This window comes from Tissierella sp. (assembly GCF_052089545.1).
Lineage (GTDB): Bacteria > Bacillota > Clostridia > Tissierellales > Tissierellaceae > Tissierella_A.
Genome location: NZ_JBQDAA010000048.1, coordinates 1 through 13,615, shown reverse-complemented (window position 1 = coordinate 13,615; position 13,615 = coordinate 1). Strand labels below are relative to the sequence as shown.

The 13,615-nt window shown below is 34.6% G+C and carries 10 protein-coding genes and 2 other annotated features; all 10 genes read right to left on the bottom strand.

What is annotated here, in order from left to right; translation table 11 throughout:
* Positions 1-89: 89 nt before the first annotated feature.
* Positions 90-1,748 (bottom strand): dihydroxy-acid dehydratase, encoded by a 1,659-nt coding sequence (gene ilvD, locus ACTHW2_RS05365; protein ID WP_442262920.1) that lies wholly within the window; start codon positions 1,746-1,748, stop codon positions 90-92.
* Between the two features lie 24 nt (positions 1,749-1,772).
* Entirely contained in the window at positions 1,773-2,765 is a 993-nt protein-coding gene (ilvC, locus tag ACTHW2_RS05360; protein ID WP_442262918.1) for a ketol-acid reductoisomerase, read from the bottom strand.
* 28 nt (positions 2,766-2,793) lie between these two features.
* Complete coding sequence (ilvN, locus tag ACTHW2_RS05355; RefSeq protein WP_442262916.1) at positions 2,794-3,282, bottom strand: acetolactate synthase small subunit; 489 nt, start codon at positions 3,280-3,282, stop codon at positions 2,794-2,796.
* 2 nt (positions 3,283-3,284) lie between these two features.
* Positions 3,285-4,991: a biosynthetic-type acetolactate synthase large subunit gene (ilvB, locus tag ACTHW2_RS05350; RefSeq protein WP_442262915.1), complete on the bottom strand. Its 1,707-nt coding sequence runs from the start codon at positions 4,989-4,991 to the stop codon at positions 3,285-3,287.
* A 68-nt stretch (positions 4,992-5,059) separates the two neighbouring features.
* Positions 5,060-5,320, bottom strand: a binding site (T-box leader).
* 78 nt (positions 5,321-5,398) lie between these two features.
* The gene (gene leuB, locus ACTHW2_RS05345) at positions 5,399-6,472 is read right to left on the bottom strand and encodes a 3-isopropylmalate dehydrogenase (RefSeq protein ID WP_442262913.1); all 1,074 of its coding nucleotides are present in this window, start codon (positions 6,470-6,472) and stop codon (positions 5,399-5,401) included.
* Positions 6,472-6,966 (bottom strand): 3-isopropylmalate dehydratase small subunit, encoded by a 495-nt coding sequence (gene leuD, locus ACTHW2_RS05340; protein WP_442262911.1) that lies wholly within the window; start codon positions 6,964-6,966, stop codon positions 6,472-6,474. Before leuD ends, leuB begins: the two co-directional genes overlap by 1 nt.
* A gap of 9 nt (positions 6,967-6,975) precedes the next feature.
* Complete coding sequence (gene leuC / locus ACTHW2_RS05335) at positions 6,976-8,244, bottom strand: 3-isopropylmalate dehydratase large subunit (RefSeq protein ID WP_442262909.1); 1,269 nt, start codon at positions 8,242-8,244, stop codon at positions 6,976-6,978.
* A 14-nt stretch (positions 8,245-8,258) separates the two neighbouring features.
* Entirely contained in the window at positions 8,259-9,755 is a 1,497-nt protein-coding gene (locus ACTHW2_RS05330) for a 2-isopropylmalate synthase (protein ID WP_442262907.1), read from the bottom strand.
* A 55-nt stretch (positions 9,756-9,810) separates the two neighbouring features.
* Positions 9,811-10,050, bottom strand: a binding site (T-box leader).
* A 194-nt stretch (positions 10,051-10,244) separates the two neighbouring features.
* On the bottom strand, positions 10,245-11,462 hold the full coding sequence (locus tag ACTHW2_RS05325) for a DUF438 domain-containing protein (RefSeq protein ID WP_442262905.1): 1,218 nt from the start codon (positions 11,460-11,462) through the stop codon (positions 10,245-10,247).
* Positions 11,463-11,581: 119 nt separating this feature from the next.
* Positions 11,582-13,288 (bottom strand): biosynthetic-type acetolactate synthase large subunit, encoded by a 1,707-nt coding sequence (gene ilvB / locus ACTHW2_RS05320; protein WP_442262904.1) that lies wholly within the window; start codon positions 13,286-13,288, stop codon positions 11,582-11,584.
* Between the last annotated feature and the right edge of the window lie 327 nt (positions 13,289-13,615).

The following is a 13,615-nucleotide window of genomic DNA, read 5'->3' as shown; positions in this document are numbered from 1 at the left end:
TCATATTTTCTACTGGGTTTACCTTTACAAAGTTAAGCCTCATATTGTCCCCCTTGTATTTAATTTCCTAAGGTTTTTTATTGTAACTTTTATGGTTTACATATTGCCCCTGTTGAAGCAGATTTTACAATTTTTTGATATTTTAATAGATAACCTTTAGCGTCTGACTTTTTAGGCGTCCAATCTTTCTTTCTAGCTTCCAGTTCTTTGTCATCTATTTTTAAATTTAATATTCCTTTATTCATATCTATTTCTATAATATCTCCATCTTTCACAAGTGCTATAGGACCACCTTCTGCTGCTTCTGGGGATATATGTCCTATAGAAGCTCCCCTAGTAGCGCCTGAGAATCTTCCATCAGTTATAAGTGCTACATCTTTATCCATTCCTATACCAGCAAGTGCTGAAGTAGGAGCTAACATCTCTTTCATACCAGGTCCACCCTTTGGCCCTTCATATCTTATAACGAGGACTTGACCTTTTTCTATATTTCTAGATAAGATAGCTTCTACTACTTCATCTTCACTTTCAAATACTCTAGCAGGTCCTGAGTGAACTAACATCTCCTTTGCCACAGCAGATCTTTTAACTACTGCACCATCTGGAGCTAAGTTACCCCTAAGAATTGCAATTCCACCAGTTTCACTATATGGTTTTTCAACTGGAGCAATTATTTTATCTCCTATAGCTTTTTGTATTTTTATAGTTTCTCCTATAGCTTTATTCATAACTGTAAGACTATCAAGTTTCAATAAATCTTTCTTACTTAGTTCATTCATTAAGGCCATTATGCCTCCAGCTTCATATAAATCTTGTATATGATATGGTCCTGCTGGACTTAGTTTACAAAGATTTGGAACCTTACTAGACATATCATTTATCCTATCTAAATCCATTTCAACTCCTGCTTCATAAGCTATAGCTGACAAGTGAAGCACAGTATTTGTAGAACAACCTAAAGCCATATCAGCTGCTAGTGCATTATGAAATGCATCATCTGTAAGTATCATACTTGGGGTTACCTCTTTTTCTATAAGTTCCATTATCTGCATACCTGTATATTTTGCAAGTCTCATTCTTTCTGAATATACAGCTGGAATAGTTCCATTTCCAGGTAGGGCCATTCCAAGGGCCTCAGTCATACAATTCATAGAGTTTGCAGTAAACATACCTGAACAAGAACCACAACTTGGACAAGCACTGTTTTCCATCTCTAAAAGTTCATCTTCTGAAAGTGTACCTGCATTTACTCTTCCCACAGCTTCAAACATTGTGCTTAAGTCTATTCTTTGACCCTTATGTTTTCCAGCCAGCATTGCACCTCCACTTACTATTATTGCTGGTATATCAAGTCTTGCTGCAGCCATAAGCACAGCTGGTACAACCTTATCACAATTTGGTATCATTACAAGTCCATCAAGACCATGTGCAAGGGCCATTACTTCAACAGTATCAGCTATAAGCTCCCTACTTACTAGGGAATATTTCATTCCTTCGTGATTCATAGCTATACCATCACAAACAGCAATGGAAGGAAACTCCAATGGAGTTCCTCCCCCTATTCTTACACCTGTTTTTACTGCTTCTGCAACTTCTCTTAAATGTTTGTGCCCTGGAACTATTTCATTAAACGTATTTACAACACCAACTAGTGGGTTTTTTATTTCTTCATCTATAAGTCCAAGCGCCTTCATAAGTGATCTATGAGGCGACTTTTCAACTCCCATTTTTACATTGTAACTTTTCATCCTAAACACTTCCTTAGTTTTACTTTATTTTTTTATCCAGCTCATCATATCTCTTAGATTAGCTCCTACTATTTCCATTGGATGTTCGCTTTCCATTCTTCTAGTAGCTCTAAAGTATGGTCTATTTGCTTGATTTTCTAAAATCCACTCTCTAGCAAAAGTTCCATCTTGAACTTCTTTAAGAACCTTTCTCATTTCATTACGAGTTTCTTCAGTTATGATTCTTTTTCCAACTTTATAGTCTCCAAATTCTGCTGTATCACTTATAGAATATCTCATATAGCCAAGTCCACCTTGGTTTACCATATCTATTATAAGTTTCATTTCATGCACACACTCAAAGTAAGCACTTTCTGGATCATATCCTGCTTCTACAAGTATTTCAAAACCAGCCTTCATAAGTTCAGTAACTCCCCCACAAAGTACTGCTTGCTCTCCAAATAGATCAGTTTCTGTTTCTTCTTTAAAGGTAGTCTCAAGTACACCCGCTCTAGATCCGCCAAGACCTGCTGCATAAGCAAGGGCTACATCCATAGTGTCTCCTGTTACATCTTGGTGAGCTGTTGCAAGACACGGAACTCCTCTTCCTTCTTGATATTGACTTCTTACAGTATGTCCTGGTCCCTTTGGTGCAACCATAAATACATTTACATCTTTTGGAGGAACTATTTGACCATAGTGAATATTAAATCCATGTGCAAATGCTAAGTAATTTCCTTCTTTTAAGTTTGGTTTTATGTTTTCTTCATAAATCTTAACTTGTTTTTCATCATTTACAAGCATCATTATAATGTCAGCCCAAGCTGCAGCTTCATCTGCTGTTTTTACTTTAAGGCCTGCCTCTTCTGCTTTTGGCCAAGAAGAACTTCCCTCATAAAGACCAACAACTACATCTACTCCTGATTCTTTAAGATTAAGTGAGTGTGCATGACCTTGACTACCATAACCTATTATTGCCACCTTCTTATCTTGTATATTTTCTATTTTACAATCCTCTTCATAAAACATTTTAGCCATTTTAAATCTCTCCTTTTATTTTTTATTATTAAAGCTTTTCTCCCCTACTCATTGCAAGTACACCTGTCTTTGCAATCTCAAGAATACCAAACTTTTCCATCATATCTATAAAACCTCTTAATTTTTCCACATCTCCCGTTAGTTCAACTGTTAAGGACTCTGGAGATGTGTCGAGGACCTTACCCCTATAAATTTCTGCTATTTGTACTATTTGTGCCCTTGTTTCATTATTTGATTTAACCTTTATAAGCATCATTTCACGCCTTATTACTCCCGTGTCCGGAAAGATCTTAACCTTTACCACATCTACAATTTTATAAACTTGCTTTTGAATTTGATCAAGTATCTCATCATCACCTTCGACACTCAAGGTCAGTCTAGTGTATCCTGGTTTGTTTGTTATACCTGCGGTCATTTTTTTTACATAATATCCTCTTCTATTGAAAAGGGACATTATTCTAACGACTATACCATTTGTGTTTTTAGCAATTACAAGTATGTCATAACCTTTATTCACATTTACTCCCCCTTTAAGCCAATTATATGGGAAACATCAGTCCCACCTGGTATCATAGGATATACATTGATATCTCTTTCTACTATACAATTTATTAAAACAGCCTCATCAGAATTTATAAGTTCAGGAAGTTTAGTCTTTAACTCTTCTTCTGTGCTTATAGTTTCACTTTTTATACCATAAGCATTTCCAATGGTTACAAAGTCTGGATTGTGGTCTAATTCTACAAAGGAATATCTTCCTTCAGTATATACATCTTGAAGTTGTCTTACCATCCCAAGATATGAGTTATTTAGTATTACTATTTTTATAGGAAGTTTATATTCTTTTATAAGCATAAGCTCATGAAATGTCATCTGGAAACTTCCGTCTCCTGTTATTAAAACTACCTTTTCATCCGGTTTTGCTATCTTTGCTCCTATAGCTGCTGGAAGACCAAATCCCATAGTTCCAGCTCCCCCTGATGTTATAAGTGTATTTGGTTTTTTAAAGTCCATATATTGAGCAGTCCACATCTGATGCTGTCCTACATCTGTTGATATAATAGCCTCGCCCTTAACTATTTTGTTTAATTCTACAAGTACTTCTTGTGGCATAAGTACATCTTTATTCTTTTTTACATAAGTAATTGGATATTCTTTTTTCCAGGAATCCACCTTTTCTATCCAAGATTTATGCTCTAATTGATCCACTCTTTTATTTAAATCACTTAATACATTTTTAAGATCTCCTACTATTGGAACATCTATATACTTGTTTTTTCCTATCTCTGCTGGATCTATATCTATGTGGATTAACTTTGCATATTCTGAAAACTTTTTAGGATCTCCTGTAAGTCTTTCATCAAACCTAATACCTGCTGCTATTATAAGATCTGCTTCACTAGAAGCATAATTTGCACTTACTGTTCCGTGCATCCCTATCATTCCAAGAGCTAGACTATGAGTAGTTGGAATAGCCCCAAGTCCTAAAAGTGTTGACGCAACTGGGATATTACACTTTTCTGCTAATTCAATAAGTTCCTTATGTGCTCCTGATTTAAGTATTCCAGCCCCAGCTAATATTAGAGGTCTTTTTGCCTCTTCTATAAGTTTTTTAGCTCTTTTTATTTGAACTGGATGACCCTGATAATTTGGCTCATACCCTTCTAAATGAAGTTCCTCCTCAAAAAGTCTTTCAAATTCTTCCCTACTCATTTCTTGGAGCTGTATATCTTTTGGTATATCTACAAGTACAGGCCCTGGTCTTCCTGTTGAAGCTATAGTATGTGCTTCTTTTATAATTCTAGGAAGATCTTTTATATCTTGCACCAAGTAATTAGTCTTTGTAATAGGAACTGTAATTCCAAATATATCTGTTTCTTGAAAGGCATCCTTTCCTAAAAACTGCCTTGAAACTTGACCAGTTATAACTAACATAGGCGCCGAATCCATATGTGCTGTCATGATTCCTGTAACTAAGTTTGTTGCCCCTGGTCCTGATGTCGCTACACATACTCCTACCTTGCCACTAACTCTAGCATATCCATCTGCCTCATGTGATGCACCCTGTTCATGCCTTGGAAGATAGTGTTTTATATCTTTACATTTATATAATTCATCATATATGGGAACAACATTTCCACCTGGATATCCAAATACATCCCTTACTCCAAACCTGTAAAGTGATTCCAATATTATTTTTGCACCATTTATAGTTTTTTCTATCACAATAAGCCACCTCTCTTATGCTTTTTTGTATAAAAAAAATCTCTCGTCTCTAGAACACATAAATGTATTCTAGGGACGAAAGATTTTCGCGGTACCACCCTTTTTTATAGTTTACTCTCATAAACTACCTCTTAAAGCCCATTGATAACTAGCTCTAGCCATATAACGGTGGCACTTCTTTATAATAAAGAATCCCGATCTCGATTACTAAACTTCGTCTTGATAGCTCTGGAGTGATTTTTATATTTATAAAGTGAACACTGACTCTCACCTAGTATCAGTTCTCTGTAGTTATTTATATATATAACTGTCTCCGTTAAAGCTTTCTCTTATGAAATTAAAACTAGTATATATCAACTTTTCTTATTAGTCAAGTCTTTTTATTCAACTAATTTTAATTTTGTACCTTATTTTTTAATTCTTTTAAGTACCTCCTTTGTCATCTCATCTGTACTTATAAAATCTCCTCCTCCACTTATATCAGCAGTTCTAAAACCTTCTTCTAAAGTTTTTTCAACTGCTCTTTCTATCATTTGGCTCGCCTTTTCAAGTCCAAAAGAATATTTTAACATCATACTAGCTGAAAGAATTGTAGCTATAGGATTTGCAATTCCCTTTCCTACTATATCTGGAGCTGAACCATGTATTGGTTCAAATATTCCTTTTTTATCTTTTCCTATACTTGCAGAAGCAAGCATTCCTATAGAACCTGTTATCATACTTATTTCATCTGAAATTATATCTCCAAACATATTTGAGGTAAGTATTACATCAAAGGCTTTAGGATCTCTTATAACCTGCATACTAGCATTATCTATATACATGTGATTTACCTTTACTTCACTATATTCTTTAGCTACTCTATCAACTACCTTTCTCCAAAGTCTAGAAGTTTCAAGTACATTTGCCTTATCTACACTTGTAAGTTTTTTATCTCTTTTCATAGCCATATCAAAGCCTATTCTTGCTATTCTTTCTATTTCAAACTCACTATAGATTTCCATATCATAAGCTGATTTTCCGTATTCTGTTTCCTTGTATCCTCTTTCTCCAAAGTATATTCCGCCAGTAAGTTCCCTTACTACTAATATGTCAAAGCCATCTCCTATAATACTTTCCTTTATTGGTGAAGCTTCTTTAAGAGCCTTAAAAAGATTGCCTGGTCTAAGATTTGCAAAAGTTTCCAGTTGACGTCTAAGACCTAGTATTGCCATTTCAGGCCTCTTCTCACGAGGAAGTTCGTCCCATCTAGGCCCCCCTACTGCTCCAAAAAGAATCGAATCTGAATCTTTACATATATCTATACTTTCTTGTGGAAGGGGATGGCCAAACTTTTCATATGCATCCCCTCCAACTGGAGCTTCTCTATATGTAAATTTATAATCCATCAAACTTCCTATCTTATCTAAGACTTCTATCGCACTATCGACTATTTCAGGTCCTATTCCATCTCCCTTTGCTAGGGCTATTTTATATTCCATTACCTTGCCACCTCTTTACTGACATAGTTTATAAGTCCATCTTCTTTTATTATTCCTTGTATAAATTCAGGATAAGCCTCTATCTTATATTCTTCGTCTTTAGTCTTATTTTTTATCTTTCCAATATTAAAGTCTATTTCAACCTCATCTCCTACATCTATTCCTTTAGAAGCTTCCCTGCTTTCTATTATTGGAAGCCCTATATTAAAAGAGTTTCTATAAAAGATTCTTGCAAAACTTTCAGCTATTACGCAAGATACACCTGACGCTTTTATAGCTATAGGAGCGTGTTCCCTAGATGAACCACATCCAAAGTTTTTGCCTCCTACTATTACATCTCCTTCTTTTACTTCTTTCGCAAAACCTTTATCTATATCTATCATGCAATATTTCTTAAGTTCTTCAGGATCAAAACTCATAAGATATCTTGCTGGTATTATTACATCTGTATCTACATTATCACCATATTTAAACGCTCTACCTTTATTTTTCATCTTATCCCCCTATACTATATCTTCTGGATTAGCTATCTTACCCATGATTGCTGAAGCTGCAGCAATAGCTGGACTTGCTAGGTATACTTCTGACTTTTCATGTCCCATCCTACCCACAAAGTTTCTATTTGTAGTTGCAACTGCTCTTTCACCTTCTGCTAAGATTCCCATATGTCCTCCAAGACAAGGCCCACAAGTTGGAGTACTTACTATTGCTCCTGCTTCTATAAAAATCTTAAGTAGTCCTTCTTCCATAGCCATTAAATATATCTTTTGTGTAGCTGGAAATACTATAGCCCTAACTTTTTTATCTATTTTCTTATCTTTAAGTACCTTTGCAGCAGCTCTTAAATCTTCTATTCTTCCATTTGTACAAGAGCCTATTACAACTTGGTCTATTTCTATGTCTCCAACTTCATCTATGGTTCTGGTGTTGTCTGGACTGTGAGGAAAGCTTACAGTTGGTCTAATCTCACTTAAATCTATAGTATATTTTTCACTATAAATAGCATCTTCATCACTCTTGTAAGTCTTATATTCCTTATCAGAATGTTCTTTAACATATGCTACTGTTTTTTCATCTACTTCAAATATTCCATTTTTAGCTCCTGCTTCTATTGCCATATTTGCTATAGTAAATCTATCATCCATAGATAAGTTCTTTGCCCCTTCACCTTTAAATTCCATAGACTTATATCTTGCTCCATCTACTCCTATTTTTCCTATTATATGAAGGATTATATCTTTTCCGCTAACCCATTTACTTGGCGCACCTACAAGTTCAAACTCTATAGCTTCTGGGACCTTAAACCAGCATTTTCCCGTTCCCATTGCAGCTCCCATATCAGTGCTTCCAACTCCTGTAGAAAAAGCTCCAAGCGCTCCATAAGTACAAGTGTGTGAATCTGCCCCTATAACTGCATGACCTGGTACTACTAATCCTTTTTCAGGAAGTAGGGCATGTTCTATTCCCATCTCACCTATTTCAAAATAGTTTTCTATTTCCTTATCATAGGCAAACTCCCTCATTGCCTTACACTGCTGGGCTGACTTTATATCTTTATTTGGTGTAAAATGATCGGGCACAAGTGCTATTTTTCCCTTATCAAAGACATCTTCTACACCTATTTTTTCAAATTCTTTTATAGCCACTGGAGCTGTTATATCATTTCCAAGTACCATATCTAAATTGGCTTCAATAAATTGTCCTGCATGGACTCTATCAAGTCCTGCATGTTCAGCTAATATTTTTTGAGTCATGGTCATCTTCTTTGTCATTTTTATCCATCCTCCTATATTTTATTTACAGCATCTAAATATGCATTTATACTTGCTTCAACCACATCCACACTTACATCCCTACCTGAATAGGTCTTACCATCAAATTTAAGTTTTACACTAGCATACCCAAGTGCGTCGGTTCCTTCTGTTATACTTTGAAGAGAGTAATCTTCAAAACTTAGTTCCATACCTAAACATTTTTCCATAGCACTTACAGCTGCATCTATTGGACCTCCCGCAGAAGCTAAGCCTTCTACCACTTGACCATCTATATCTAATACTACTGAAGCCACACTTGAAATTGTATTTCCACTGCTTATGACAAATCTTTTTAATTTATATTTATTATTCTCCCTATTTGTCTTTCTTGTAATAAGTGCTTCTATATCACTATCATATATAGTCTTTTTTTGATCTGCTAGACTTTTAAATTGTTGAAAGGCTTTATTGAACTCTTCTTCATCTAGGTTAAAACCCAGAGTTTCTATTCTGTCCCTAAAGGCGTGTCTTCCGGAATGTTTACCAAGCACCATCTTATTTTCCTTAAGTCCTATAGATTCAGGAGTCATTATCTCATAGGTTTCACGATTATTTAAAACTCCATGTTGGTGTATCCCTGATTCGTGAGCAAAGGCATTTTCTCCTACAATTGCCTTATTGGCTTGGATATATGAACCTGTTATCCTACTAAGTAATTGGCTTGTTTTAAATATTTCTTCAGTTACTATATTTGTCTGGAAATCATATATATCTTTTCTAGTTTTTATTATCATTATAAGTTCTTCTAAGGCTGCGTTTCCTGCTCTTTCACCTATCCCATTTATTGTGCATTCAAACTGTCTTGCACCTGCCTTTGCAGCAGCTAATGTATTTGCTACAGCTAGGCCTAGGTCATTGTGACAATGGACTGATATGGTGACTCGATCTAGATATTTTGATTTTTCTCTTATCTCCATTATAAATTCATAAAATTTATCTGGCGTAACATATCCAACTGTATCTGGTATATTTATTATAGTAGCCCCAGCTAAGATTGCACGATCGAAAATTTTGGCTAAAAAGTCAGTAGAAGATCTAGTTGCATCTTCTGCAGAAAACTCTACTTCTGGAACTAAAGACTTTGCATACTTTACCATCTCTTCTGCTCTTTTTATAACTTCTTCCGGCTTCATATTAAGTTTATATTTCATATGGATATCAGATGTTGCTATAAACGTATGTATTCTAGGTTTCTTCGCTTCCTTTACTGCCTCATAAGCCCTATCTATGTCTCCTTTTATTGCCCTAGCTAAAACTGCCACAGTAGAATTTTTTATTTCTCTTGCTATTTCTTGAACAGATTCAAAATCACCTTGTGATGCAGCAGCAAAACCTGCTTCTATTACATCTACACCTAATTTATCTAATTGCTTTGCAAGAAGAAGTTTTTCTCTTTTATTCATACTACAACCAGGTGATTGTTCTCCGTCTCTTAAACTTGTATCGAAAAAATATATTTGCTTATCCATTATTAGTCCTCCTTAAAATAAAAAAATCCTTCGTCCCTATAAGTTTATATAAACTTATAGGGACGAAGGATAAACCATTCGTGTTACCACCCTAGTTCGCAGAAATCTGCCTCATTCCTAGACTAATCATCTAGTATCCTTGTAACGGTAGAACCCGTCTTATCCTAATCATTTCCACTTTCAGATAAGCTGCCTAAGAAGCTAGTATTATATATTTTTTTGATACTAACTCACACCTAAACGTTAGCTCTCTTGGATCAAAATAAATATTTTTTCTCTTCTCACTTGCATTTGTTTTTCTATCTCTTTATGTTAAGCCTTATTATATGCTAAAGACATCTTTAATGTCAAGCACTATTTTAAAAGTTTTTTAAATTCAGAATATTATATACATATGCTTTAGCCCTCTACAGCACATTACTATTAACTTTGACTACATTTCATTTTTTTAAATAAATATAAAAATCTTTTTAATTTTTATTAATTTTACTAATCTATAAGTCTTTTTTCACCTTCAAGCTCTCTTATAGAACTTACATTTTGAACATATTCTAATGTACCTAAATATTCACCTTTTTCATTTCTTACGGCAAAAAATCTTATAAGGACAAATTTATCACCCATTTGAATCCAAAAATCTTCACTGTCCTTCTTTCCATCTTTAAAATCATTAACGATTTTTTCAACCATATCAACTGATCCAGGTGGATGGCAATGTGATACTTCCCTTCCTATGACAGTTTTTGTACGAGTAAATATTCTATCTTCTCCTTTGGAGAAGAACTTTACCCTATCATTTTTATCTACAAAAGAAACTTCTCCAGGTATCACTTCAAATATACTTCTCAACTCTTCAGGAGATAAGGATCCATTTTCAAACTTTACAGTTCCGCTTTCTTGCACCCTTTCTTCTTTATCTTCTTTTCCATTATCCTTTTTAATACGATCATACTCCCAGGTCTTTTCAGGCACTACAAAGGCATAGCCAACTTCATCAGACTCTTTATATATCTCAATCCATTCGTCCTCTGTCAAAGTTTCTAAACTCATAGGAAATAGTATACTATCTTCTTTAAATATCATTTCTATGATTTGATCTATAGCATCTTCCATTTTTTTAACTAGATCATCTTTTTTACCAGCATAATTTCTTAAACTTAAATTTATATCTTTTATCTTAGCCCTTACTTCATCATCAACACCCCACATAACTTTTGGCGGCGCTGTTACACCATATTTTTCAAGGTAGGGAAATATTAGATTTTCCTTTCTACTATAGTGTTTGTCTATATCCCATAGCAAATTAAAGTCTTCCCTAAGTTTTAAAATATTTTCCTTAGAATCATCTTTTTTAAAGTCTTCTATATTAGGATTCAAAGTTTTTTCTATATATTCTTCAAGTGCTTCGTTTTCTCTTTTAAGTGTATATACAGGATGACCTGGCACTTGTTCTGGATGATGTATATCATCTAGCGTACCTTTAAAAACTGCCGCATGTACATCACAAAGGTTTTGTATCTCTTCTATGGGGAGACCCTCTTTTACAAGTTGTACTTCCATTTGCCCTATTTCTTTTGGAGACACTCCATCTATTATCTTTGCAAACTTAGCCTTTACTTCATCTACCGTCTTTCCTTCATGAAGTTCTTTTATAACTTCTTTTAATTTTTCTTGTCTAAATTCTCTATTATTTAGCCATTCACTCACGACTTAACCTCCCTTTTAGTTTTTAAACAATATTTACAAATAGTCCTAATATTATTTATACCCAAAACCTTTTATATTTAAAGGCATTAACCATAAATATATAAGTGTCTTTATATAATCTATTGACCCTTTAAACCCATCATCTGAGATACATCCGTTCCACCTGGTATCATAGGATATACATTTGCTTCTTTTTCTACTATACAATTTATAAGAACTACCTCATGAGAATTTATAAGTTCAGGAAATTTACTTTCTAGATCTTCTTTTGTTCTTATACTTTCGCTTCTTATACCATAAACCTTTCCCATCATTTCAAAATCTGGATTGTGGTCTAAATCTACAAAGGAGTATCTCTTATCATTAAATATATCCTGCCACTGCCTTACCATGCCAAGATATGAATTGTTAAGAAGTACTATCTTTATAGGAAGATTATATTGTTTTATCATCATAAGCTCTTGAGATGTCATTTGAAATCCTCCATCTCCTACAATTGCTATAACTCTTTCATCTCTTTTGGCTATTTGAGCTCCTATAGCAGCTGGAAGCCCAAAGCCCATAGTTCCAGCCCCTCCCGATGTTATAAATGAATGCGGCTTTTCAAAGTCCATATATTGAGCGGCCCACATCTGATGCTGTCCTACGTCCGTAGTTACTATAGCATCTCCCTTTACAATACTATTTAATTTTGAAAGTACTTCTTGGGGCATAAGACTATTTTCATCATTTTTTACATAGATAAGTGGAAATTCTTTTTTCCATGAACCTATTTTTTTTGTCCATTCTTCATGTTTATAATTATCTATCCTTTTATTTATAGCCTTTAATACATTTTTAAGATCTCCAACTATCGGTACATCTATAAGCTTATTTTTTCCTATTTCAGCTGGATCTATATCTATATGAATAACTTCTGCATTTTTACAAAATTTTTCTGGATCTCCAGTTATCCTATCATCAAATCTAATACCTGCAGCTATTATAAGATCCGCATCATCAATGGCATAGTTTGCACACACTGTTCCATGCATTCCAAGCATGCCAAGGGATAAGGGACTAGTACTTGGAAAGGATCCAAGTCCTAAAAGTGTTGTAACAACTGGTATATCAGCCCTTTGAGCTAGCTCTAAAAGCTCTTCACATGCGCCTGACTTAAGCACACCTGCCCCAGCTATTATTAAAGGTTTTTTTGACTTTTCTATAAGGTTTTTGGCTGTTTTTATTTGAACTGGATGACCCTTATAGTTGGGTTCGTATCCTTCAAGGTCTATTTCTTCTTGGAATAGTTTTTCAAATTCTTCCCTACTCATTTCTTGGAGCTGTATATCTTTTGGTATATCTATAAGTACAGGTCCTGGTCTTCCTGTTGAAGCTATAAAATATGATTCTTTTATAACACGTGGGAGATCCCTGATATCAGTTACTAAATAACTGTTTTTTGTTATAGGTATAGTTATTCCCACAATATCACTTTCTTGAAAGGCATCCTTACCTAAAAAACCACTTACCACTTGACCAGTTATAGCTATCATAGGAGTTGAATCCATGTGAGCTGTCATAATCCCTGTAACTAAATTTGTTGCACCAGGCCCTGATGTAGCAAGACATACACCAACCTTACCACTAGCCCTAGCATAGCCATCTGCTTCATGAGAAGCACCTTGCTCATGTCTTGAAAAATAATGGTTTATTCCTTCAAAGTCATATATTTCATCATATATTGGAATAACACTTCCTCCAGGATAGCCAAATATATCTCTTACTCCAAGTCTATGTAATGTTTCTAATATTATTTTTGCGCCCTTTATAGTTTTTTCTTTCATATTAGCCACCTCTTTTAATGTTTTAGAATAAAAAAATCCTTCCTCCCTAGCATACAAATATTTGTATGCTAGGGACGAAAGATTTTCGTGGTACCACCCTTTTTTATAGTCTACTCTCGTAAACTAACTCTTCAAGCCCATTGTTAACTAGCTCTAGCCATATAACGGTGGCACTTCTTTATAATAAAGAATCCCGATCTCGATTACTAAACTTCGTCTTGATAGCTCTGGAGTGATTTTTATATTTATAAAGTGAACACTGACTCTCACCTAGTATCAGTTCTCTGTAGTTATTTATATATATAACTGTCTCCGTTAAAGCTTTCT